Annotated in this window: 17 protein-coding genes; 9 read left to right on the top strand and 8 right to left on the bottom strand. The window is 57.9% G+C overall.

The features are described 5' to 3' along the window. Positions 1–102 precede the first annotated feature (102 nt). Complete coding sequence (locus ABIB60_RS09045) at positions 103–2,400, top strand: GSCFA domain-containing protein (protein ID WP_354579296.1); 2,298 nt, start codon at positions 103–105, stop codon at positions 2,398–2,400. A gap of 197 nt (positions 2,401–2,597) precedes the next feature. Next, the gene (gene priA, locus ABIB60_RS09050) at positions 2,598–5,144 is read left to right on the top strand and encodes a replication restart helicase PriA (protein ID WP_354579298.1); all 2,547 of its coding nucleotides are present in this window, start codon (positions 2,598–2,600) and stop codon (positions 5,142–5,144) included. A gap of 17 nt (positions 5,145–5,161) precedes the next feature. On the opposite strand, the gene ABIB60_RS09055 is transcribed toward priA, so the two are convergent. Then, a complete protein-coding gene (locus ABIB60_RS09055; protein ID WP_354579299.1) occupies positions 5,162–5,980 on the bottom strand; it encodes a hypothetical protein in 819 nt (272 codons plus the stop codon). 131 nt (positions 5,981–6,111) lie between these two features. Further along, positions 6,112–6,651, bottom strand: a complete 540-nt coding sequence (locus ABIB60_RS09060; protein WP_354579300.1) for a hypothetical protein — start codon at positions 6,649–6,651, stop codon at positions 6,112–6,114. Positions 6,652–6,875: 224 nt separating this feature from the next. Between ABIB60_RS09060 and ABIB60_RS09065 the strand changes: the two genes are divergently transcribed. Genes ABIB60_RS09065 through ABIB60_RS09075 form a run of 3 tightly spaced genes read left to right on the top strand, consistent with a single transcriptional unit; the run spans position 6,876 to position 9,405 of the window. Then, on the top strand, positions 6,876–7,652 hold the full coding sequence (locus ABIB60_RS09065; RefSeq protein WP_354579301.1) for a class I SAM-dependent methyltransferase: 777 nt from the start codon (positions 6,876–6,878) through the stop codon (positions 7,650–7,652). A 39-nt stretch (positions 7,653–7,691) separates the two neighbouring features. Further along, the gene (locus tag ABIB60_RS09070) at positions 7,692–8,921 is read left to right on the top strand and encodes an S-adenosylmethionine:tRNA ribosyltransferase-isomerase (protein ID WP_354579302.1); all 1,230 of its coding nucleotides are present in this window, start codon (positions 7,692–7,694) and stop codon (positions 8,919–8,921) included. A gap of 34 nt (positions 8,922–8,955) precedes the next feature. Continuing rightward, positions 8,956–9,405 (top strand): hypothetical protein, encoded by a 450-nt coding sequence (locus ABIB60_RS09075; protein ID WP_354579303.1) that lies wholly within the window; start codon positions 8,956–8,958, stop codon positions 9,403–9,405. Positions 9,406–9,477: 72 nt separating this feature from the next. Here ABIB60_RS09075 and ABIB60_RS09080 read toward each other — a convergent pair whose 3' ends face one another. After that, positions 9,478–12,069 (bottom strand): M14 family metallopeptidase, encoded by a 2,592-nt coding sequence (locus ABIB60_RS09080; protein WP_354579304.1) that lies wholly within the window; start codon positions 12,067–12,069, stop codon positions 9,478–9,480. Between the two features lie 142 nt (positions 12,070–12,211). Between ABIB60_RS09080 and ABIB60_RS09085 the strand changes: the two genes are divergently transcribed. Continuing rightward, positions 12,212–14,149 carry a CocE/NonD family hydrolase gene (locus tag ABIB60_RS09085; protein WP_354579306.1) on the top strand — a complete coding sequence of 646 codons (1,938 nt, stop codon included), beginning with the start codon at positions 12,212–12,214 and terminating at the stop codon, positions 14,147–14,149. A 75-nt stretch (positions 14,150–14,224) separates the two neighbouring features. On the opposite strand, the gene ABIB60_RS09090 is transcribed toward ABIB60_RS09085, so the two are convergent. Continuing rightward, on the bottom strand, positions 14,225–14,485 hold the full coding sequence (locus tag ABIB60_RS09090; RefSeq protein ID WP_354579308.1) for a hypothetical protein: 261 nt from the start codon (positions 14,483–14,485) through the stop codon (positions 14,225–14,227). A 158-nt stretch (positions 14,486–14,643) separates the two neighbouring features. Here ABIB60_RS09090 and ABIB60_RS09095 point away from each other — a divergent pair, with 158 nt between their 5' ends. After that, positions 14,644–15,120, top strand: a complete 477-nt coding sequence (locus ABIB60_RS09095) for a hypothetical protein (RefSeq protein ID WP_354579309.1) — start codon at positions 14,644–14,646, stop codon at positions 15,118–15,120. A gap of 33 nt (positions 15,121–15,153) precedes the next feature. Here ABIB60_RS09095 and ABIB60_RS09100 read toward each other — a convergent pair whose 3' ends face one another. Both ABIB60_RS09100 and ABIB60_RS09105 read right to left on the bottom strand, forming a co-directional pair. Next, positions 15,154–16,515, bottom strand: coding sequence for a RagB/SusD family nutrient uptake outer membrane protein (locus tag ABIB60_RS09100; RefSeq protein WP_354579311.1), 1,362 nt, complete (start codon positions 16,513–16,515; stop codon positions 15,154–15,156). 23 nt (positions 16,516–16,538) lie between these two features. Beyond that, positions 16,539–19,589, bottom strand: a complete 3,051-nt coding sequence (locus tag ABIB60_RS09105; protein ID WP_354579312.1) for a SusC/RagA family TonB-linked outer membrane protein — start codon at positions 19,587–19,589, stop codon at positions 16,539–16,541. Between the two features lie 303 nt (positions 19,590–19,892). On the opposite strand from ABIB60_RS09105, the gene ABIB60_RS09110 reads away from it, so the two are divergent. After that, the gene (locus tag ABIB60_RS09110) at positions 19,893–21,068 is read left to right on the top strand and encodes a ribonuclease D (protein WP_354579313.1); all 1,176 of its coding nucleotides are present in this window, start codon (positions 19,893–19,895) and stop codon (positions 21,066–21,068) included. Between the two features lie 61 nt (positions 21,069–21,129). Here ABIB60_RS09110 and ABIB60_RS09115 read toward each other — a convergent pair whose 3' ends face one another. Both ABIB60_RS09115 and dtd read right to left on the bottom strand, forming a co-directional pair. Then, positions 21,130–21,456 carry a nucleotide pyrophosphohydrolase gene (locus ABIB60_RS09115; RefSeq protein ID WP_354579315.1) on the bottom strand — a complete coding sequence of 109 codons (327 nt, stop codon included), beginning with the start codon at positions 21,454–21,456 and terminating at the stop codon, positions 21,130–21,132. Between the two features lie 120 nt (positions 21,457–21,576). Further along, a complete protein-coding gene (gene dtd / locus ABIB60_RS09120; protein ID WP_354579317.1) occupies positions 21,577–22,023 on the bottom strand; it encodes a D-aminoacyl-tRNA deacylase in 447 nt (148 codons plus the stop codon). Positions 22,024–22,161: 138 nt separating this feature from the next. On the opposite strand from dtd, the gene ABIB60_RS09125 reads away from it, so the two are divergent. Beyond that, positions 22,162–23,649, top strand: coding sequence for a glycosyltransferase family protein (locus ABIB60_RS09125; RefSeq protein WP_354579318.1), 1,488 nt, complete (start codon positions 22,162–22,164; stop codon positions 23,647–23,649). Positions 23,650–23,658 lie beyond the last annotated feature (9 nt).

Genomic DNA, 23,658 nt, shown 5'->3' on the forward strand with positions numbered 1-23,658 from the left:
TCCTTCGGGCGCGCTCCTGTAGTCTTGGCTTAACTGCCCGGGTGCGGGATGCCACAGCAGATTGATCGTCTATTGGCTCAGTTGAGGGCCGTATCACATCCAATGTTTCGTACCGAACTCCCGCTTACGCCTCATCCCCAACAGCTGCCGCTTTCGGCCCGGGTGCTGACGATAGGCTCCTGTTTCTCGGATTCCATCGGGTCGCGCCTGCGCGACTTCAAGGTGACCACCATGGTCAACCCGTTTGGTACCGTCTTCAACCCACTTTCCGCCTGCCGCTTGCTTCGGGCGGCCGCCGGCGAGGATATGGACTGGCAGCAGCACGTAGTGGAGGCCCGGGGCCGCTGGCAAAGCCACGACTTGCACGCCGATATTGGGGCCGAGACGCCGGTAGAGCTGTTGCAGCACATCCAGACGTTGACCCGTGAGGTAGGCGTGTTTCTGGCTACGGCCGATGCGGTGGTACTCACGCTGGGCTCAGCCTTTGCTTACCGCCTGCGCGAGACGGATGCCATCATCAGTAACTGCCACAAGCTGCCGGCCGAGAAATTTGAGAAGGAGTTGCTGACGGCCGACGACATCATTGCCGCCGTAGCCGAAACCCATGCTTACCTGCGGCGCATTAACCCACGTTTGCGGTTTATTTTGACGGTTAGTCCGGTGCGCCACATCAAGGATACGCTGGTGCTGAACTCTACCAGCAAATCCATGCTGCGGGTGGCTTGCCACTACCTCAGCGAACTGCTGCCCGACGTTACCTACTTCCCCGCTTACGAGTTGCTGCTGGACGATTTACGCGACTACCGCTTCTACGCGGCCGATATGCTGCACCCATCTGAGGTAGCCGAGAATTATATCTGGGAACGGTTTACCCGCACTTACTTCGATGCCTCTTTCGGGCGTTTTAAGAAGGAGTGGGAAGGTATCCGGCAAGCGCTCGGCCACAAGCCCACGTACGCAGCGGCGCCCGAACATCGGCAGTTCTTGGAAAGCACGCTGGAGCGTCTGCGCCGGCTTGGTTCGCAGGCCGATGTGCGCATGGAGACGTTGCATCTGGAGCGGGAACTGGCTGATTTGCCTCTCCCTTACTCTGCGCCGGAGCCGGAGTTGGAAGAGGAGGACGACGAGGAACGCATTGACATTGGGGAGTACGCGGAAGAAACCACGACTTCGCAGGCCTCTTTACTGGGAGCAGGGGCCGGTATGCTGCGCGAAAACTCCGACGAAGAGGAACCAGAGGCAACTGAGGAGCAGGATGAATCAGCACCCACTCCCGAGTCGGCCTACGAACACGCCTACACGGCCGGGCTGGAAGAGGATGAGGCGGAAGAAGGGGAGGAAGAGGAACTGCCTACATCTGCGGGTGAGGAGCCTGTCCGCCGGAAGAAGCGCCGCTCCCGTGGTGGGGCCAAGCGCACCAAACGCAAGCATGCCCGCTTAGCTGCCGAAGCCGCTCAGGAAACAGCGCACCAAGCCATTACCAGCGAAGCAACGTCAGCGGTAACTGCTACGGCGAATGACGAGCCGCGCGAAGCGGCAGTGCCCGCAACCACAGAGCCGCAGCCGGACCTACCAGCTGCTACTGAAGCGGAGGAAACAGCCCCTGAACAGAACGAAGCTCCGCGCCGCAGTCGTAATAACCGCCGCAACCAGCGGGAACGACCCGCACGCACAGGCAGCCGTAACGGCCGCCCGGCTCTCTACGCCACCGAGGAAACCAATCCGGAGGAAACGGACGCAGAAACTATTGAACCAACTCCTGCTCCGAGCCAAGCTGCTCCCGCGCCGGCTAACGTTCTGGAAGCCGCTCCAGCTATCCAGCCCGAACCGGAAGTGGCCGCACCAGCACCTGCTCCACAGGTAGTGGAGCCGGCCGTAGCTACGGAGCCAGTTGCCGAAACCCCTCGTGCGAAACGGGCGGCAACCCCGCGCAACCGCAAAAAAGCAGTAGTACCAGAATCCGGGCCGGACGCAGCCCAGCCTGTTGCTGAAGTACTGCCCCCGGATGTACCCGTTGTAACGCAGCGTGAGGCAGTATCGGATGTAGCTCAGACTAGTGCGGCGGCTACTACCCCAGTTGCACCCAAAGCCCGGGCGCGCCGCAAGCCGGCAGCCAAAGCGGCGGCAGTATCAGCCGTTGAACCAGTAGCCGAATCAGCAGCAGAAGTTCTGGCCGAGGTGGTACCCGCCCCGCTGCCGGAAACGCCCGTTGCTAAACCCCCTCGTAAGCGTCCTAGCCGCAAAACTTCGGCAACGGAGCCTGCTCCCTCACCCATTGAGGTACCGGTTGTTGAGACGCCCAGGGAAGCGCCCGCCGCAACGGCTCCCGCCCCTAAGCGCAAGCCCCGCCCTCCGCGTAAGAAGCCAAGCACCGATACGCCAACTTCCGAAAACAGCTAATTGAAAACCCGACCGCCAGTGGTCGGGTTTTCTTTTTTAGTAGGCTTTCGGCGCGCCAAGAAAGCATGGCCCGGCCGTATCTTTACCAACTGGCCAGTACCCAGACCTGGCCCCTTGTCTGGGAATGGTCTTCTTGCGCACCGCCGCCTTTTCTACCGTTTTTACCTACGGAAAAGCCACTGCTTTTCCTTTTGCCCTTGAGCCTGACGTTTGACTTTGTGCAGCCCCAGCCAGAACCCGCCGCCGACCGCCTAACGCTGTTTGCGGATGTGATTCTGCCCTTACCGTTGCCGAAACTTTATACTTACCGCGTCCCCTTTGAGCTGAACGACCACGTGGTGGTGGGCGGGCGCGTGATTGTGCAATTTGGGGCCAAGAAAACCCTGAGCTGCATCGTGGCCGCCGTGCACGAGAACCCGCCCAAGGAATACCAGGCCAAGTATATTCTGGAGTTCATTGACGATGCGCCGGTAGTCACGCAGCCCCAGCTGAAGCTGTTTCGCTGGATAGCTGACTATTACTTGTGCACTCTAGGCGAAGTTATTAATGCGGCTTTGCCCTCGGCCCTGAAACTCAGCTCCGAGAGCCGGGTACAGCTGCATCCGGCTTTTGAGGCCGAAACGAACCCTTATCCGCTTAGTGAGCAGGAGCAGAAGGTAGTGGCCGCGCTGAGCACCGGTGAGGAGGGCAAATCCATGACGTTCACGGAAGTAGGTGAGCTGCTGGGCATTGCTTCCTTCCACAAGTACATCAAGTCCTTGATGCAGAAGGATGTGGTATTTCTGTTCGAGCACTTACAGGATAAGTATTCGCCTAAGGTGGTGAAGAAGGTGCGCCTGGCTCATCGGTTTATTGCCGAGGCCGCGCTGGAGGAGCTATTTGCCCAACTGGCCGCCCGGGCCAAGCAGCTGGACGTACTTATGCGCTACCTGCAGAAAGTGCCGGTGTACCAGAACGAGCACGCCAACCAGCGCGGCCTCGAAAAAGCTTACCTGACCTCGGCCCCTCACCTCTCCCCTTCCGCCGTCAACACGCTCATCAAAAACGGCGTGCTGGAGCAGTTTGACCAAATTGTATCCCGCTTCCCCCTGGATGAGGACGATGCCGAGGCCAACATGCACTTCACGCTGAGTGAGGCGCAGCAGGCGGCCCGTGAGGACATCATGCGCCAGTTTCAGCAGAAGGATATTGTGCTGCTACATGGGGTAACGGGCGCGGGCAAAACGGAAATCTACATCGACCTTATTAAGCAGGCTCTGGACGGGGGCGGGCAGGTGCTGTACCTGCTGCCCGAAATTGCCCTCACCGCTCAGATTGTAACTCGCCTGATGCGCGTGTTCGGGTCGCGGCTGGGCGTATACCACTCCAAGTTCTCCGATAATGAGCGGGTGGAAGTGTGGAATGGCGTACTGGCAGGACGGTTTCAGGTGGTGATTGGGGTCCGCTCGGCCGTGTTTCTGCCCTTTGATAGCCTGGCCCTGGTGATTGTGGACGAGGAGCATGAATCCAGCTACAAGCAGTACGACCCCGCCCCGCGCTATAATGCCCGGGAAGTAGCCTTGATGATGGCCAACTTCCAGGGTGCTAAAACCCTGCTGGGCTCAGCCACGCCCGCCGTAGAAACCTACTACCAGACGCGCACCGGCCGCTACGGGCTGGTGTCACTCACCAAGCGGTTTGGGGAGGCCGGGCTGCCGGAAATTGAGCTGGTGGATACGCGCAAAAGCCGGGAGCAAAAAACCCTGCTCAACCACTTCACCCCGGAGCTGATGCAGGCCATGGAAAGCAAGCTGGCGGCTAAGGAACAGGTAATTTTGTTCCAGAATCGGCGCGGCTATTCCCCCTTCATCAACTGCCTCGACTGTGGTTGGATACCCAAGTGCACCAACTGCGCCGTGAGTTTGAGCTACCACAAGCACAGCCACGAACTGCGTTGCCACTACTGCGGCTACCACGAGCGGATGTACGTGCAGTGCCCGGCCTGCGGCTCCCGCAACCTCAAAACCGTGGGTTTCGGTACCGAGAAGCTGGAGGATGACCTGAAGGTAATGCTGCCCCAGGCCAATGTGCAGCGCATGGACCTGGATACCACCCGCGCCAAAAATTCCTACCAGCAAATCATTTCGGACTTCGAGAAGCAGGCCACCAACGTGCTGGTAGGCACCCAGATGGTAACCAAGGGCCTCGATTTCGCCAACGTGAGCCTAGTGGGCATCATCAACGCCGACAGCATCATTCACTACCCCGATTTTCGGGCCCACGAACGGGCCTTCCAGATGTTTGTGCAGGTAAGCGGACGGGCGGGCCGCAAGGGTAAGAAGGGCCGCGTGATTATCCAGACCGGCGACCCAGAGCAGGTGATTTTCGACAAGGTAATCCGCAACGACTACCTGGAGTTTTACGAGTACGAGATTTTGCAGCGGCGGGAGCATGGCTACCCACCGTTTATGCGCGTCATTCGGCTCACCGTGAAGCACATGGATGCCGTAGTGGGCGAGCGGGCCGCCATTCTGCTTACTCAGGAGCTGGTAGACCGCCTGGGTCGGGAAGCCGTGCTGGGGCCGGAAGCGCCCTACATTTTCCGCATCCGCAACTTTTACCTCCAGGAAATTACCATCAAGCTCAGCCGGGAACATACCGTGCTGCGCGCCGCCAAGGCTGATATTCTGGAAGCCATGAACCTAGTACGTGACCAGAAGGAGTTCAAGCAGGTGCGCCTAGCCGCCGACGTGGACCCGATGTAGGGGTAACATGCGGCCAGCTAGAGTGAGGCTACCATCAGGATAAGCCCGATCAGCAAGGCAGTGGTGCCGGGCAAGCCGAAGAAAAGCATTCCATAAGGAGCGGTCAACAGGCCGCCTACTAATAGTAATGCTCCTGCTATCAACAGAATAGCGGCCAGTTTCCGCAGTGGATGGCGCTTGGCTTTCTTGCTGGATGAGGTAGTACCAGCCGCTACGTGAGGTGCCTGCGCATCTGCGCGAGCTTGGCGGCGGGCCTCTCGTTTAAGCCGCAACCGGCCATTTTTTCCTTGATAAAGCAACAAGGCAATACCTATTGGTACTAAAGTTAAAGCTACTATTCCCAGATAGAGGTTCTCCCAACTAGAGCTTGTGCCCGATTTATTGTCAGTTGATACAGCCAGCGAAATAAGCCCGGTTGCCGTCAGCACACCGCCAATTACATTGACAAACGTAGTCTCCGGATCAGAAGGAATAACCGACGTGTCGGAAGTAATAGTTGAAGGTATGCGGCCAGTAACAGGATACCCCACCAAGGTATCAGTTCCTGTTATAACTAACGTGGGCTGGTTTCCTTTGGGTTTTTTGGCAGGTCGCCGGGAAGTATCTGCGGCCGTGGCTACCGACTTGCGCAATAAGCTGCCGGCCACTGGCTTGCGGGATGACGCGGGCCGTACAGCAGCGGATGGGCGCGATAATGCTTCCGACTCCGCACGCGAAGGCAGCACAAGATGCGGCTGATATTGTTGGGCGGCCGGAAAAAACGCGGGTATCTGCGTGCTGCGGCAGGAGGTTAACCATAGAATACCTAGGAGGATACCCAGGAGGCGAGAGTTCATTTGAATAGAAGGTAAAATGAAATAATGGAGTATTTAGCAGAAGTAAAGTATGCGGCAATATAGATTTTTACTGCACAAAAAGGCCGAAGCTGAAGCCTCGGCCTTTTTTGCTATTGGCTTTTTCGAAGTGGTTACACCTCGTCGAGCAGACCCAGGATGATCAGTACGATACCGATGATACCGATGATGCCGCCCAGAACGCTGAAGATACCACCAAACACGCCGAGCAGTACGCCAATCAGCAACAGAATGATACCAAGCTTTATGTTACGGTTGATAGCGTTGGCATCTTCCTGCGAAGCTACTTCCGACTTTTTGCTTACCTGCGTTTTGGCAGTCAGCTTATTAGCTTGTTTAGTCAGCTTGGCTACTACTGCCTTCTGCGCGAAGTTCAGCTTGGGGGCTTTGGCTACTGGAGCGGCTGGAGCAGCAGTGGTTTTGGCTACGGCAGGCTTGGCAGCAGGAGCACTCACGGCTACCGATTTTTCAACTGGTGCAGCTACGGGGGCTACGTCGGTAGCAGGGGCAACCGTTACTGCGCGCTGGGTGCCATGGTACGCCGACGACGTCTTGGGCAGCATAGCATACTCGGCGCGGTTACAGCTGGTCAGGGCTACTGCTACGGCAGCCACGGCCGTGAGCTTGTGCAGGATTCCGGACAAGTGTTTCATAGAAAAAGTGGTTGATGAAAGAAAGGAAAACAGGGCTTGTACGGGCTAAAGTAACAGAAGGGCCAATTAAAAAATAGATTTTTACTATGTACGCCTGATTTTCTGCTACTTATTTCCCGCCGTCCAGCCTATGTTGCGCAGGGTAGCATTCTGATCTTGGCTTCAGTCGAACGCTTCATACTCAACCGATGTTGAAGCGGCACCGTTACTTTGCACCTGTGCATATGCCGTTTTCTCCCAAAGCAATAGTGTGGCTGAGCGCCGCCGGATTATTTGCGGGCTCTTTTGCCTGCACGCAGCCTCTTTCTGAAAGCTCGGCGGCCCAACTAACCGAGGAGCGCCGCCAGACGCTGCCAGATACCAGCGGCTATGAGCGCCGCCCGCCCCAAGACCTCAATGGCATTGGCAAGTATTATCTGGGCCGGCAGATTGCGCACGTAATGGGCCACGAGGGTGCATCCTGGCTGGAGCGCTCCGACCGTCAGCAGGAAGAAGGCACTGATATTCTGTTGCGGGAATTGCGGCTAAAACCGACCGATGTGGTAGCCGACATTGGGGCGGGCACTGGCTTCTTCACCTTCCGCATCAGCCCGCTGGTGCCCAAGGGCAAAGTACTGGCCGTTGATATTCAACCGGAAATGCTCACGGCCCTGCGCGAAACTAAAGACCGTCTGCGCGCTACTAATGTAGTACCCCTGCAAGGCACTACCAGCAACCCTAATTTGCCGGCTAAGGGTGTTGATGTAGTGCTGTTGGTGGATGCTTACCACGAGTTCGACTATCCGCGGGAAATGATGCGCGCCATCCGGAACTCCCTTACGCCTACTGGACGCGTGGCATTGGTGGAGTATCGGGCCGAGGACTCCAAAGTGCCCATTAAGCGCATTCACAAGATGAGTATTGCCCAGGCCCGGCGTGAAATGGCGGCCATTGGGTTGCGCCTTACCGATTCCATTGAGTCATTGCCCCAGCAGCACTTGCTCATTTTCCGCCGCCAATAGTTCGGCAGTGACCCTCCGCCGGCCCTACCTTTGCGGCCTATGGTACCCACTCCCGACCCGCGCCAACTTTCCATTCACGACTTCACCTACCAGTTGCCACCCGAGCGCATTGCCCCGGAGCCGCTGCCCAACCGTGACCAGTCGAAGCTGCTGCTATACCAGCAGGGCCGAATCTATGACCGGCAGTTTCGGGAATTACCAGAACTGCTGCCGGCGGGCAGCTTGTTGGTGTTCAACGATACCAAAGTGGTGCGGGCCCGCTTGTTTGCGCGGCGCCCAACCGGGGGCATCGTGGAGCTGTTTTGCCTGGAGCCAGTAGCCCCTCACCGTGCCATAGAGCCCGCCATGCAGCAAACCGGCAACTGCGTATGGAAATGCCTGGTTGGCAATGGCAAGCGGTGGAAAGAAGGTGCAGTGACGCTGGAATTTGAAGTGCAGGGCCAAGCGGCCACCCTGGCAGCGCAGCGGGTAGAGCAGCACGATGGGTATGCCTTGATTCGCTTTAGCTGGGAACCGGCCCAGTTGCCATTTGCCGAAGTGCTGCGCGGAGCGGGCCACTTGCCCCTACCTCCCTACCTCAACCGCGCCGATACGGAAGTGGACGCCGTGCGTTACCAGACAGTGTATGCCGCCCACGAGGGGGCTGTGGCCGCCCCCACGGCTGGCCTGCACTTTTCCGATACAGTGCTGGCCAACCTTGCGCAACGGCAGATTTCCTCGGCCCAGGTGACCTTGCACGTAGGAGCCGGCACTTTCCAGCCCGTCAAAGCGGAGCAGATGGATGGGCACACCATGCACGGGGAGCCCATCAGCGTTACGGCTGCCACGCTGCGGCAGCTGTTGCATCAGGTGCCGCAGCCCATTATCCCGGTGGGTACTACCAGCCTGCGCACCCTGGAAAGCCTGTACTGGCTGGGGGCCCGCCTGCTACAGCAGCCCGAGGCAGAACCTGATTGGCACGTACAGCAATGGCAGCCCTACGAAGGACAAGTCGAGGTTTCTGCCGACCAAGCATTGCAGGCATTGCTGCACTATTTGGAGCGTACCGGCTCCGAGTTGCTGCACGCTACCACCCAGCTACTCATTGCGCCCGGCTACCGGTTCCGGCTAGCCTCAGGGCTGATTACCAACTTCCACCAGCCCGAAAGTACGCTGCTGCTGCTGGTAGCCGCCCTCATCGGGCCCCAATGGCGGACGGTGTACGAGCACGCACTGAGCCATAACTACCGGTTTCTGAGTTACGGCGACTCCTCTCTGCTTTTACCTTAGAACCGACTTCTGATGCTTGAGTAGCAGCTTCTTAGTGCACAAGCTCAACCCTAGTCAGCAGGCAGCATTACGCAGTAACTTTCGGCGTTTTGCTGCCAGGATACAACCAATTTCCAGCGGGCCGTATAAGGACACAGAATCCTGTTTTCTCCATAAGACTCTCCTCATGAAAAAGATACTGCTTCTGGCTGCAGCCGTGGTCTTCTCGACGGCTGCCTTCGCTCAAGGTGATAAAACGACGGTACGTGACGAAACCAGCGGTGCCAAAACCACGGTAACCGAACGTGACAACGGCACGGTTAAAGTAGAAGCCCGCTCGGGCCGCACCAAAGCCGGCCAAAAGGCCTATAACACCAAAGAGGACGTAAAGTACGCCGGCAAAAAAACGGGTAATGCCGTTGAGCGTGGCGCCAAGAAAACTGGTAAAGCAGTGAAAAAGGGCGCTAATGCCGTAAAAAACAAAGCTGAAGACGTAGTAGATTAGTCTACCGGCCCAAGTAACAAAAAGCCCCGCTAACTGAGTTAGCGGGGCTTTTTGTTGTTCAATAGGTGGTTATTACTGTCCTACCATGAACACTGCATTGCCGAAGAGCAGCTTGCCGCCCTGCCAGAATGCCCGAAACAAAGGGTTGTCGCCGAGGTAGACTACCTGGCCCCGGCCCAGTTCCTGGGTTCCCAGCACGAAGCTGTCGGTGAGGGCCCGCTTGGCGCCACGGCCCGCAAACCCAGCAGCATAGCTGTCCTTTTTTAGTACACCCACATTCCAGCCGCCTCTGGGCAGAAAGCGGTAGTTGGGAATGTCGCGCAGCAGGGCGTAGTAGGTGTCGCCGTAGCCGAAAGCTAGGGGGTGGGTATTATCGAGCTGTACGCGGTACACGCTGCCTTGCACCCGCTCCCCAATTTCTTCCCGCTCGGCATCGGCGTAGCGGCGCAGAGCAGTGTAGGGGCTGGCCTTTTTGCTGGCTGCCGTGTCGGCGGGTTTGGTTTTGAGCAGGAAGTCTTTATTACCCGCCAGGAAACGGGAAGCGCCTTCGAGGGCAATGAGGCGGCCGCCGCCCCGCACCCAGGTTTTCACATTTTCTAGCCCCCGCTCCGTCAGCACGTCATCGTAGCGCCCATCCGGCAGAATCAACACGTCGAATTTGCTTAGTGGCACACCGTTAAAATAGTCGGTACCCAACACTGTAACGGGGTAGCCTACTTGCTGCTCAAAGAAGTGCCATACCTCCCCGAAAGCCGTAGCATCGATGCCGGGGCCGGCCAGAATGGCTACGCTGGGCATTTTGAGGGGCCGTACGGAACGGGAGCCCAGGTCGCCGCCGGTGGTGGACAGGCCCGATTGCACCGCCTGCACCAGCACGCCAGCCGAATCGGCCTGGGCGTGTACCAACTGATCAAAACGGGCGCCCAGCCGCTCGTTGCCGGTGCGCGGGATGATGAGCGTACCGCGCTGGTACTTCTGGCCTTCGGTTTCAAAAGGCTCGTCGGCCACCCGCATTTTCACGCCCTGCTGCATCAATCGACTCAGAAACCGGACATCCTGCAGGTTGTTCCAGCGCGCTACGTAGGCGTATGGCCGGTCGGTGATGGGCTGGGAGCTGGCGGGTACCGGAACGGGTTTACCTCCTTTCTCCACTACCGTAGCCACGGGCGGTTGGGCGCTGGTGGCTGACAACTGGTTTTTCAGCGCATAGCCTTTCAGCCCGAAAGCATAGGGCAATGACCACGCGGTCAGATCATAGGTCAGGGAATCTTCCAATTGAGCCTGGGGCTCAAACAGCACCTTCACCAGTGTAGACTTGGGCTGGTACATGCTGATAACCACGTCGCGGGGCTCAATCTGCACGCTTTCGGTTTTGCCGGTGGTGTAGTTGTAGCCCACCTGACGGTTGCGCTTGGTGGCAAAGCCGTAGCTGATCTGCTGTCTATCGAGGTACTGGGTGAGGGCGCGCACCTGGCCGGGGTCGGAGGAGCCAGCCAGCACGTAGGATTTGTATTCGCCCTTGGGTTTGGTGCGGGCATCAGTGTAGAACTTCTGAAACTCCCGGATTAGCTCCTCATGCCGGTCGGAAGCGGCCTGCAACGTGGCCATGCTGGTGGCGTGGTGATGCTCGATGCGCTGGGCAAGGGTCAGGGTATCACCATCGGCTTTCACGTAGCTCAGGCCGGCCGGGCCACCGCCGCCCTGCTCGTAGGTCATGCCAATAGCTCCGTTGAAGCTGGGCCAGGTGTCACCGTAGAAGGGCGCGAACAGGTCGTAGGTTTCGCGGGTGAAGTACAGCCAGTTGTTCTTATCGAACACGCGGCGGTTGTAGTCCCCAATGATGTTCTGAAACTTGCGCTGCCAGTCCGTGAGGTCGGCGTGAAAGGGCTTAGCGGCCGGCGAAAAGTAGTAGGGGTTGTTGGGGCCCATTTCGTGGAAGTCGGCGTGCACCTGAGGCAGCCACTGGTTGTACACCACAATGCGCTGACGGCTCTCCTGCTGGGTTTGCCAGGCCCAGTCCCGGTTGAGGTCGAAGTAGTAGTGGTTGTAGCGGCCGCCGGGCCAGGGCTCATGGTGCTCCCAGCTTAAGGCCGAGGCGTTGGGCCGCTGGTTGGCCACGCGGTTGTACCACTGCGCGTACCGGTCGCGCCCGTCGGGGTTTACGCAGGGGTCCACAATTACCACCAGGTTCTGGAGCCACTGCTGCACCTGCTGGTTCTGGGGGTTGGCCAGGTCGTAGAGCACCTGCATTACTGCTTCCGATGATACCGACTCGTTGCCGTGCACGTTGTAGCTCAGCCACACCACGGCGGGCTGCTTGGTGGCAGCTGAGCCGGTTTCCAGTCCGGCCAGGCGCAGGTTGTTGCGCCGGATATCGTCCAGGTTCGTCAGGTTTTCGGGCGTGGCCACGTACACCAGTTCCAGCGGGCGGTTTTCGTAGGTGCGGCCGTAGCGCTGCAGCTTGGCCCGGCCGGGGCTGTGCTCCACTACGTGCTCCACGTAGCGCAGCAGCTCCGCGTGGGGCGTAAAGCGAGTACCCAGCTCGTAGCCCAGAAACTGGCGGGGAGTCAGCAGGGGGCCGGGTGCCGCGTTCTGGCCCCAAGTGGGCGCGGCCGCCAGGAGGGTCAGCAGCAGTACAAGTAGCCGGAAAGTATGTTTTCTCACAAATAGAAAAAGCTTGCGCCAGCGACGACCGGCAGGTGGAAATAAAGTTCAGTTCTCAAATAAAGCATAAACCCGCACCTAAAGACGCAGTTCTGCTTTTTTGGCCGCATCTTTTAGACTTCATTCCTATTTCTCTCTTCCTATGCTTATTTCCGCTGTACGCCTGCCACTGCTAACTGCCCTGCTAGCTGCCGGCACTTGGGCCGCCCACGCTCAGATGCTCCTCTCCTACCCGCTGCCCTCGGAAGCCGACAAACAGCAGCTGGCGCAGGTTTTGGCCGATACGCTCTATATTCAGCAGCACTACACCAAAACGGAGTACCAGATTCCGATGCGCGACGGAGTGAAGCTGTACACGGTGGTGTACGCCCCCAACGACGCCGATAAGGTGAAGTATCCCATTATGCTGAACCGCACGCCCTACGCGGTGGGGCCGTACGGGGCCGGCAAGATGAAAAAGAACCTAGGACCCAGCAGCACCATGCTGCACGAGGGCTACATTTTTGCCTACCAGGATGTGCGCGGGCGCTATATGTCGGAGGGCCAGTTTGTGGATGTGCGCCCCGAAAAAGATACGCATACGGGCAAGACCGACATTGACGAGGGTACCGACACATTTGATACTATTGAGTGGCTGCTGAAGAAAGGTCCGCGCAATAACGGCCGCGTGGGCCAGTGGGGCATTAGCTACCCCGGCTACTACACGGCCACCGGCTTGCTCAGCCGCCATCCGGCCCTGAAAGCGGCCTCACCCCAGGCTCCCATTGCCGACTGGTTTTGGGACGACTTTCACCACAACGGCGCCTTTTTCCTGCCCCACGCCTTCAACTTCCTGGCCTCCTTTGGGCTCCCCCGGCCCCAGCCTACGCCCACCGGCAACCCCAGCTTCAAACACGGCACCCCCGATGGCTACGACTTCTTCCTGAAGATGGGCCCGCTGAAAAATGCTGATGCGCGGTACTATAAGGGGCAAGTGGCTTTCTGGAATGAAATGACTCAGCACCCCAACTACGACGAGTTCTGGCAGGCCCGTAATCTGCGCCCCCGCCTCAAAAACCTCAACAAAGGCACAGCCGTGCTAACTGTAGGCGGTTTTAACGATGCTGAGGACTTGTTCGGGGCTCTAAAAATCTACGAAAGCATTGAGAAGCAGAACCCCGGCATGCGCAACAGCCTGGTGATGGGCCCCTGGGTACACGGTGGCTGGGCGCGAGGCACCGGCGAAATGGTGGGCAACGTAGCCTACGGCGAATCTCCCTCCCTCTACTACCAAAAGGAAATTGAAGCCCCTTTTTTCAAGGCCTACCTAAAGGATAACAAGCCGGCGGCCGTGCCCGAGGCTACGGTATTTGAGGGCGGAACCAACCGCTGGCGCACGTTTGATACCTGGCCGCCCAAGGCCGCGCAGGTACGCACCTTGTATTTCCAGCCAGCTGGCAAAATCGGGTTTGAGCAGCCCGGCAGCGGCCCAGAGTTCGACCAGTATCTAAGTGACCCGGCCCATCCGGTACCTTTCACTGAAGCTACCGCCGTGGGCATGACCCGCGAGTACATGACCGACGACCAGCGCTTCGCCAGCCGTCGCCCCGATGTGCTGACCTACCAGACGGATGCCCTTACGGAAGACCTGACCCTGGCCGGGCCCATTGATGCCCTGCTGCAAGTGGCCACTACGGGTACCGACGCCGATTGGGTGGTGAAAATAATTGACGTGTACCCGGACGATACGCCCAACAACCCCAGCCTGAACCCGGCCGTGAAACTGGGCGGCTACCAGCAGATGGTGCGCTCCGAGGTAATGCGGGGCCGGTTCCGCAACAGCTTCAGCCAGCCCGAAGCCTTTGTGCCAAATCAGGTAACAGCCGTTCCGTTTGTAGTGCAGGACCTGTGCCACACCTTCCGCAAAGGGCACCGCCTGATGGTGCAAGTGCAGAGCTCCTGGTTTCCGCTGGTTGACCGCAACCCGCAAACCTTCGTCCCAAACATCTTTCAGGCCGATGAGAAGGATTTTCAGATTGCCACGCACCGCCTCTACCACTCCCCCCAGCACGCTTCCCAACTGAAAGTGCGGGTGCTGTGAGTGATGAAGTAGTGAGTTTGACGTTCCGCTTGCTCCATTTGCGCATATTGAACGTCAAATTCACCATTTCACCACTCACAGCCGGGCTACGTTGGCGTAATCCAGTTCCTGGGGCTTTTCCTGCAGATCATATTTCACTTTCTCCACTACGCCTCTGCCAAATAAGCTGATGCCGACGTTGAAGACGGCCAAGGCCGCTGTACCAGCCGCTACCCACTCGGTAGTAGAATGGCCGTTGCGTTTTTTATCGGCGGCCCATTGAACCAAGCAGTTACCCAGGCCAATAGCTATTAGTCCGGCGGGGGCGAAAATCAGCCATTTTTTCTTGTGCGTCATGAGAAGTGCGGGAGAGGGATGAACAAAGGGCGGAGCAGACATTATCACATGCAGCAGCCTGCTTCATCTTTCACAATCGTACCTTTGTGCTGCGGGGTTACAACACCCCTCAATTATATTTTGTTAGTCAGCCGCGTGCCGGCGTTGAGGTGCTTTCCATGCTTGTTTCTCCCTACCAGCGGTTGCTGGAGCTGGTCTTCGCCCAGCCCGCCGACGCCGCCCGCTACCTCCACCCCACTACCCTGGCGGCTTACCGCACTTTCGAGCAGGCCAGCCCCCAGGATATTGCCTACCGCTTCGAGCGGGTGCGCCTCGGCGTGGCCCTGTCCTTGATGAAGCTGCTCTCCGACCTCGGTGACTTAGACGAGGCCCGGGCCGTGCTGGATGTACTACACCGGGCGTTAAAAGCACCTTCCGTGGGGGCCATTGATGCTACCATTCAGAAGGATGCGTCTACGTTTGAACGGCTCTATACCAACCTGTACGTGAACGAGGAAGGCGAGCAGCTCCTGCACCTCTTCGAGCGCACCCTCGATGCCGACTCCCAACCACTCATGGACGACGTAATTCGGGAAGCCCTGCGGTTAGCCCCCAAGCTAGATTTCAGCCACTTGGCAGAAGAAGACGAAGAGTAAAAAAGGCCGCTCTGGGAGCGGCCTTTTTCGTTGTTAATACCCGTCGTTCTGTACCAAACGAGGGTTCACGTCAATTTCGCGGCGCGGGATAGGGAATATCAGGCGGGGGGAGTTCCAGGCCAAATTCACATTTACATTGGGCGCTGCATTAACGATAGCCTCTTGAGTTCGTTTGGCGTCGTGCAGGCGGAATCCCTCGAAGGCTAGTTCCAGGCGCCGCTCCCGCAGAATGGCGTTCAGCGAAAGTTGAGCACTAGTGAGCGGCGCTAGACCAGAACGTACTCGTACAAGGTTTAGGTCGCTTAGGGCGCCGGTGGTATTGCCCCCCCGGAAACGGGACTCTGCGCGTGTCAGGTACATTTCAGCCAGCCGGATCAGTACTACGTTGGCATAGGGGTCGTCATACTTCAGTAGATAGTTGGTACCGCCAGTATTACCGAACAAATTCAGACGCGTGTCATCCGCTTCGTAGCGGTTCAGATGCTGCTCCTGAATCTCGATATCTGCCCGGCTCAACTCCGAGAAGTACGTATTCAGCTCGTTGATACCATCCTGGTTGGAAACCTGTAGGGAGAAAATGATTTCCGTCGAGGCCTTGGTGTTTGTAAATACTGCCTCCACCGATTCGTCCAGTGAGTAGCGGGTATTAGCAATTACTTCCGTGGCGGCGGCCGCCGCCTCCGTATAACGCCCCTGCTGCAGGTACACCCGGGAGAGAATGGCCGAGGCAGCACTCCGGTTGGCAAAGACGCCATTAGTGGCCGGCAGTAGCGTTTTGGCCCGCTCCAAATCCTGTAGCACCTGGGTATATACCTCCGCAACCGTGTTTCGGGCTACTTGATTGTTGCTGCCCAGGCTAGTGGTCGGCGTAAGTACCAAGGGCACTCCAGGGTTGCTTTGCGGGCTGCCGTCATTCCATGCTTTGGCATAATAGCGCACTAAATCAAAATACACTAGTCCCCGCACGAACAAGGCCTCGCCTTCAATGCGGTTTCGACGGGCAGCCGTTACTTTATCAATGGCTGCCAGCACGCTATTGGTGTTGTTAATGGTACGGTAGCCCGCCAGCCACGACTGCGCCACGAAGGTATTATTAACCAGCAGCGCTTTACGATAAGCTTCGTTTGGCTGGTTGAAGGTACCTACGAAGGCCAAATCCCCGGCATCACCCAGTAACTCCCCCATAAACTGCAGCTGCCCGCCATACAGTGCTTGACTACCTAGGGCATCATACACCCCTACCATAGCAGCCTCCACATCGGCAGATGTTTTCAGTGCGTCTTCCGCCAACACGGTATTATTGGGCGTAATGTCCAGCTCATCATTGCAGCTGGTTAGCGGCAGCAGCCCCAACGTGGCGGCTATCAAAAGAGAACGAACAACAGAATATTTCATGTCCAGAAACGGTCAGAGGATGATTAAAACCCGATGTTCAACCCTATGGTGAACGTCTTGGCCTGCGGGGCAGAATAAAAGTCGTTGCCCTGCGAAATATTGCTGGCAATGTAGTCGGTGTTCACCTCCGGGTCCCAGCCTTTGTAATCGGTGAATGTGAGCAGGTTGACCCCCGAGAAAAACAGGCGGGCCGTATTCAGGTGCGCATATGAGGTCAACGACTTGGGAATATTGACGCCCAGCGTAACCGTGCGCAGGCGCACGTACGAGGCATCATAGAGGAAGCGCGACGACTCGCCAACGCCGTTGCCCGCAAACAAGCGGGCCTGCGGCACATCGGTTACGTCGCCGGGGTTGCGCCAGCGACGCAATTGGTCGCGGGTCTGGTTGTCGAAGCCATTGTTGAAGCCCACCGACATGAACTTGCCGCCCCCGTCGTACACCTCATTGCCAAATACCCCCTGGAAGGTAAACGAGAAATCAATCAGGTTGCGGAAAGTGAAGGTGTTGGTGACCCCACCAATCCAGTTGGGGTTCGGGTTACCCAAAATAACCCGCTGGGCGGCGTTATAGTCGGGCGTGGTACTCCGGTCCAGAGAACCATCGGCGTTGGCAGTGTTCAGGTAGTAGAGCGCGTCACCATTGGCGGGGTCTACACCCGCGTACTCAACTCCGAAGAACACACCCAGGGGCTGACCTTCCTGAGCCCGGTTCAGAAATCCACCCTCAATAATCTGGCCCTGGAGGTTTTTTACTTTGTTGCGGTTAGCAGAGGCATTGAAGCTCGTGCTCCAGGTAAAGTTGGCGCCCTCCAAGTTGCGCGTATTCAAGGCAACCTCTAGGCCTTTGTTTTCCAGGTCGCCCACATTCCGGAACTGCTGGGCAAAGCCACTGGTACCGGGCACATTGACATTCAAGGCCAGGTCAGAGGTGTTTTTGCGGTAGAGGTCTACTTCACCCGTCAGGCGGCTATTGAAAAATCCAAAATCCAGACCTATATCTAACTGACTGGTACTTTCCCATTTAAGGTCGGGGTTGGCAATCTGCACCGGAGCCTGGCCGGGTACTCCACCGTAACCGGCATCGGAGTACAGCGCCTGCCAAGGAAAGTCCGGGAACGACTGGTTGCCCGTAATGCCATAGCTCACTCGAGGTTTGAGTTGGGTGATGATGGCATTATCCTTCAGAAAAGCCTCCTCCGTGAGCACCCAGCCCACCGAAGCCGCCGGGAAGAAACCGTACCGGTTGTTGCTGCCAAAGCGCGAAGAGCCATCAGCCCGGAAGCTGGCGTTGATCAGGTAGCGGTTGTTGAAGATGTAATTAGCCCGGCCAAACCACGATACCAGAGAGCTTTCCGTGCGCGCCGATGAGCCGGCACTAATTAGAGCGGCGCTGGTAATCTGCCGGTACGCGTCGCTGGGGAATTGCTGCCCCGATACGCTATTGGACTTTACCCGCCGCTTCTCAAACGAAAACCCACCCACCACTTCTAGGCTGTGCTGCTCGCCCAGAACCGGCCGAAACGTGGCGAAGTTGTTGGTAATAAAGCGGCCGTTGGTTACAGTACGGTTGGTACCGTTGCCATTGTCGGCGAAAGAGGTGTTACGGGCCGTCAGGCGGCCATAATAAGAGTCTTCCTCCTGGTTGAGCAAGTCAATGCCCAACTCCGAGCGGAAGGAAAGCTGCTTAGTAAAATTCAGTTGCCCATAAATGTTGCCCAGGTTGCGGTACACCGTAGCCAAATAGGAGGCTCCAATGGTGTTCAGCAGCGGGTTGTAATACACCGGATAGTTGGTGTTAGGCTGCCCCGTAGTGTTATCCAAAGCCCCACTGATCTGGTTGGTGCGCGGGTCTATCAGCGGCGTAATCGGTGACAACGCCACAATCTGCATAGGATTGGAAAACGCGTTATCGGCGGCAAGGCGTCTGTTTTCGGTGCGGCTGAGCGAGTAGTTGAGGCCCAGGGAGAAGAAGTCCGACGCTTTGTGGTCAAGATTGGTACGGGTAGTAATGCGCTTGAACTGGTTACCCACCAGAATACCTTTCTGGTCGCTATAGCCCCCCGAAACGTAAAACTTTGTTTTGTCGGAGCCACCGTTGGCGCTCAGGTCTATCTGATGAAATGGAGCCGATTGGAAAACTTCCTCCTGCCAGTCGGTACCATAGGCCAGCACATCGGTGTTGCCGGCGGTATAGCGCTGCAGGCGCGTCTCAGCAAAGGCCGTCAGGCCTACATTTGCGGCTGATTCGCGCACCAGGTCCACGTACTCGGTGGGGTTCAAAAAGTCCCGTTTTCGGGTGGGCGTACTGGTGCCGGTCTGGTAGCTCAGGTTGAAGCGCGTTACGCCTTCCCGACCCCGTTTTGTGGTAATCAACACCACTCCGTTAGACGCCCGGGAGCCGTAAATAGCCGATGCCGACGCATCCTTCAGAATGCTGATAGACTCAATATCGTTGGCGTTGATATCGGCAATAGGGTTGGTTTCGGCGCTGATACCAGACTGGCTTTCTGAAATAATTGGCACCCCATCTACCACGTACAAGGGCTGGTTACCACCGCTTACCGAGGTTGCGCCCCGCACGCGTACTTTAATACCCTGGCCCAGCTTTCCGCTACTATTTTCAATGAAAACGCCAGCCGCTTTTCCCTGAATAGCCTGCTCAAACGATGGTACGGGGGTATTTTGTACGTCCTTGCCCCCGAGCTGTACAATGGAGCCACTAATATCAGCCTTGGCCTGAGTACCGTAGCCTACTACCACTGCTTCACCTAGTTCCGTGGCGCTACTCTTTAGCGAGGCCGCTACGTTAGTTCGGTCACCTACTACTACATTCTGCGTTTCGAAGCCGATGGAGCTCAGCACCAGCGTGGCGCCGGGTTGTACAGTCAGGGTAAATCCACCATCGGCCCCGGTGCTAGTGCCGTTGCTAGTACCACGCTCCAACACGGTAACGCCAGGTAGTGCGGCCCCGGCAGCATCCGTGACGCGGCCGCTTACCGCCCGGGTTTGGGCTGTTGCTGACGAGGCCATCAGTACCCCAAATGTTACTGGAATAAGGTAATGCTGTTTCATACAATCCGGCCCTTTTACAGGCCCGTTAGAGTGAAAAAAAGCTTCATAACCACGTTATGCAGCGGTATTCGCGGGTGCATTCTGCTCTACTATCTGCCCCAAGCCTTGCGTGGCCTCAACTATGAGTGCCCTTCAATGCAAAATATATAGGCGAATAGCAATATCATAGAGGATTTAAGTAAATCACTACAATTTCCATTGCCCGAGAATCTGGTTTCGGTGCCCGGAGCTGGTTACCTTTACTCAGTTTACAGCCGCAGTGCTTTTTTGCCGGGCCGGATCAAATTTTGTAATCCTTCTTTAATGCCTGATATCCAGTATATCACCGATGCCGCCGCCGTTGCGCAGGTTGCGGAAGCAGTCCGTCAGCAGCCCCGCCTGGCCATTGACCTCGAATTTGATGATATGCGCTACCGGTATGGGCGCAATCTGGCGCTGATTCAGCTGTTTGATGGCACCACGGTCTACCTCATCGACCCGCTGGCCCTCACCAACCCTGCCCACGACTTGGAGCCTCTGTGGGCTATTCTGCGCGACCCGGAGGTAGCCATTGTGTTTCACAGCTGCAAGTCGGACATTTTGCTGCTGGATGAGCTCTATGATGTGCATGTGCGTAACATCATCGACACGAGCGTGCAGTATACTCTGCTGGCGGAGGCTGATAACAACATCTCCCTGGGCCGCCTGATTCAGCAAGAGCTGGGTCTGGAAGTGGATAAGGGCGAGCAGAAATCCAACTGGCTAAAGCGCCCCCTCACCGACGCTCAGATGCAGTACGCGGCCAACGACGTGCTCTATTTATTTGAGCTGACAGACCGGCTGCAGGCAAAACTGGCGGCCCTGGGCCGTACTGCTTGGGCGGCCCAGGAAAACAAAGCCTTGGAAGAAGTACGCTACTCCCGCGACGAACGGCCCTACCTACGGCTGGCTGGCAAATACCGCATTCAACCCCAGGAGCTGCCCATGTTCCGGGACTTGTTCATGCTGCGCGATGAGGTGGCCCGCTACATCGACCGTCCCACGTACATGGTGGCCAGCAACGACCGGCTGGCGGAGCTCACCCGTCTGCCCGTAACCAGCTCGGGCCACCTGCGCAATGCGCCCGGCTTGCACCCCGAGCTGAAGCGCAGCCCTTTTGCCGAGCGCCTCGTGGAGCTAGCCACTGAAGACCGTGCCCCCGAGCCCGCTTTGCCCGCCGAGCAGCGCCGCTTTCCGTTTCGGCGGCGGCTTACCGGGGCCAAAGCTGCCCAAGCCGATGCTCGTGAGGCGCTACTAATGGCCTTAAAAGCTCATCTGGCCGAGGACCACAGCCCTATCATGGCCAATCTGGTGCTCAGCAACCGTCTTATTGCCGAAATTATTGAGCAGGGAGCCGACCAGTCGTTGCGGCCCTGGCAGCGGGCGTTGTTGCTGGAAACGGCAGAACGGCATGGCCTCGACTTCGGGCAGATTGCAGAACCCTTTGACACCAAAGGCTAGATAGCCTCACACTCACCTAAAAGCCCTGCCAGTGCATCTGGCAGGGTTTTTCAGTAAGTAGTTAATGTAGTTTCTCGTTGTTCTGGTGGCGGGTAGCGTCGCGCTGGGTTTTCTTGGCGAGGTTGCGCTGTAAGGCGTCCGTGAGGTTTACGCCGGTTTGGTTGGCTAGGCAAATAACTACGAACAGCACATCGGCCAGCTCATCAGCCAGCACTTTACCCTTGTCCGATTCTTTGAAGGACTGCTCCCCGTACTGCCGGGCAATGATGCGCGCTACCTCTCCTACCTCCTCGGTAAGCATAGCCATGTTGGTGAGTTCATTGAAATACCGGACGCCAGTAGTCTGAATCCAGTGGTCAACGGTTTGCTGAGCTTCTTCGATGGTCATGGTGACGGCTGAGTGGTTGCGCAAGAATGACAAGTGGAATAACCAAGCGGCAATGTAATCGTTCTGCTACCAGCGTTACTTGCCCTGCCAGAATCGCCATTCGGGTGTTCCGTTACTGCCCTACTCGATAGAATCCAGCACGATGGTTACGGGGCCGTCGTTGAGGAGCTCTACCTGCATGTCGGCGCCAAACTCGCCAGTGGCTACGGCCCGGCCTAACAACTGGCTTACAGCTTCCACAAACTGCTCGTAAAGCGGAATAGCAACGGGGGGCGGGGCCGCGCCCGTGTAGCTGGGCCGGTTGCCTTTACGGGCATCGGCCAGCAATGTAAACTGGCTTACTACCAGCACCTCCCCGCCCGTATCCAGCACCGAGCGGTTCATTTTACCTTCCTCATCAGAGAAGATGCGCATTTGTACCAGCTTGCGCGCCATCCAGCTGAGGGTGGCTGGCGAATCATCGGGGGCGAAGCCGGCTAGCACCAGGAGGCCGGCACCAATTTGGCCGGTTATGCGGCCCTCCACGGTCACGCGGGCGTGCCGCACGCGCTGAATTACAATGCGCATAGGTATCAATCAGGCAGCCGGGAAATACAACAAGCCGGGTGCAAGTACGGCGGTATTGCCCGGAATCGGCAATATTCACCAGGAAATCCTACGTCTTGCCTTCCGCAGCACACCGCTGTTGAGGGCAGCCCGCGCGGCATGAATCTACCCCGCTTCTCTCATTTGCAGCCATTTTGGCTTTGGCTGATAGCCTTGGCCCTGCTGGTGCCGATGCGCCTGCACGGCCTGGCCACCGCTGCCCTACCCGATTACGACTCAGTACGAAACTGGCAAATTGTGCAGGAGGTAGCCCAGGGCAATTTGCGCCATCTATTTCACCACGGCAGCCCGGCTTTTGCGCTGGTATATGCTCCAGTATCTTGGCTCACCACCGATTATCGAGTATTTCAGCACCTGAATGCATTGGTGGCCGTGGCGGCGGTGGGGCTGCTGAGCTGGTGTATAGCCCGCATTACGCGCCTTTCCGGCTGGCTGGCGGCACTGTTGGTCCTGCTGATGGGCACCAGCGTATTCCTGACTTTTTCGGGGCGCGATTTTACCATGAGCTCCTGGAGTCTGCTGTGCTTTGCGGGCTTGCTGGGCGCCTATTACCAGCGGCTGCAGAATCCTTCCGCCCCGGCGTTGTACCGTGCTGCCGGCTGGCTGGTGCTGGGCCTGTGTTTCAACTACAAATTTCTGCTTACGCTGCCTATTCTGGCGGTGCTGGAGTGGTGGCAGGCCGATGGATTAGTATGGCGCAACGGGCATTGGTGGCGGGTGTTGCTGCTGCTGCTGGCGCCCTACGTGGTGCTGGGTGCGGTAGGGGTAGTGGCGGGTCTGCCCTGGTATTTGTGGCCGGCTATTTACTATAAAGTGGCCTTTCCGGACGCGGCCAACGCCGCCGGCCGCGCCGCCACGCTCCGCCCCGATTTTCTGTACTACCTGCGTTACCTCTGGGATTTTGAATCGGGGCTGGTGTGGCTGGGGCTGCTAGGGCCACTGTGGCAGCTGCGGCAAGCGCGGCGCGGGACACTGCTGCCGCCCGAGCTGTACATAGCTGTGTGGGGCTGGTGCTTGCTGGCAGGCATGTCGTTGCTGGTGAAGGCACCGCGGGGGCTGCTGTGGGCCTATGGGCTGTGGTATGCTTTGGCGCTGCTGCAGCTGCGGCGCCTACCGGCTCCGGCGCTGGTAGCGGTGCTGGCAACGGCCATCGGGCTCAACCTCTACCGTATCCAGCGGGAAGTTTATGCCTATTCCCCTACCAATTATCCGCGGGTGGCGGCGTGGCTGCGCGCCCACCAAGGGGGCCCAGTAGGTAGCACAGTAGGCATCGGGCTGGCGCCTTTTTACCCCCCCGCCGACACTGTGCGGGTGCTCATGCACGAGCAGGAGTTGTCCGCTTCGCGCCGGGGCCACGGCTTCCGCTACGTGCTGCTGGATGGCTACTGGAGGGTGACCAACGTGGCCCGCTTCCAGGAGCTACGGCGGCAGCAACCTGCGGCCGCCTGGCCCGAGCCAATGCTGACCTGCCCCTTGCTTTTTCTGGAGCACTCTGAGTTCACCGGCCTGAGTTACACTGAAACCTTGCAGCGGCAGCAAGCCGCCGCCCACGACTCCTTGCAGCTGCGGCTGGTTCCGGTGCAGTAATTCCGACTA

It is taken from the genome of Hymenobacter sp. UYP22, from assembly GCF_040547285.1.
Classification (GTDB): domain Bacteria; phylum Bacteroidota; class Bacteroidia; order Cytophagales; family Hymenobacteraceae; genus Hymenobacter.

Coding starts and splice junctions, on each gene's coding strand:
- ABIB60_RS09055 (WP_354579299.1), bottom strand. CDS start 5,980: ATGAACTCTCGCCTCCTGGGTATCCTCCTAGGTATTCTATGGTTAACC.
- ABIB60_RS09110 (WP_354579313.1), top strand. CDS start 19,893: ATGCCTGATATCCAGTATATCACCGATGCCGCCGCCGTTGCGCAGGTT.
- ABIB60_RS09090 (WP_354579308.1), bottom strand. CDS start 14,485: ATGACGCACAAGAAAAAATGGCTGATTTTCGCCCCCGCCGGACTAATA.
- ABIB60_RS09115 (WP_354579315.1), bottom strand. CDS start 21,456: ATGACCATCGAAGAAGCTCAGCAAACCGTTGACCACTGGATTCAGACT.
- ABIB60_RS09125 (WP_354579318.1), top strand. CDS start 22,162: ATGAATCTACCCCGCTTCTCTCATTTGCAGCCATTTTGGCTTTGGCTG.
- dtd (WP_354579317.1), bottom strand. CDS start 22,023: ATGCGCATTGTAATTCAGCGCGTGCGGCACGCCCGCGTGACCGTGGAG.
- ABIB60_RS09095 (WP_354579309.1), top strand. CDS start 14,644: ATGCTTGTTTCTCCCTACCAGCGGTTGCTGGAGCTGGTCTTCGCCCAG.
- ABIB60_RS09045 (WP_354579296.1), top strand. CDS start 103: ATGTTTCGTACCGAACTCCCGCTTACGCCTCATCCCCAACAGCTGCCG.
- ABIB60_RS09105 (WP_354579312.1), bottom strand. CDS start 19,589: ATGAAACAGCATTACCTTATTCCAGTAACATTTGGGGTACTGATGGCC.
- ABIB60_RS09060 (WP_354579300.1), bottom strand. CDS start 6,651: ATGAAACACTTGTCCGGAATCCTGCACAAGCTCACGGCCGTGGCTGCC.
- ABIB60_RS09085 (WP_354579306.1), top strand. CDS start 12,212: ATGCTTATTTCCGCTGTACGCCTGCCACTGCTAACTGCCCTGCTAGCT.
- ABIB60_RS09065 (WP_354579301.1), top strand. CDS start 6,876: ATGCCGTTTTCTCCCAAAGCAATAGTGTGGCTGAGCGCCGCCGGATTA.
- ABIB60_RS09100 (WP_354579311.1), bottom strand. CDS start 16,515: ATGAAATATTCTGTTGTTCGTTCTCTTTTGATAGCCGCCACGTTGGGG.
- ABIB60_RS09070 (WP_354579302.1), top strand. CDS start 7,692: ATGGTACCCACTCCCGACCCGCGCCAACTTTCCATTCACGACTTCACC.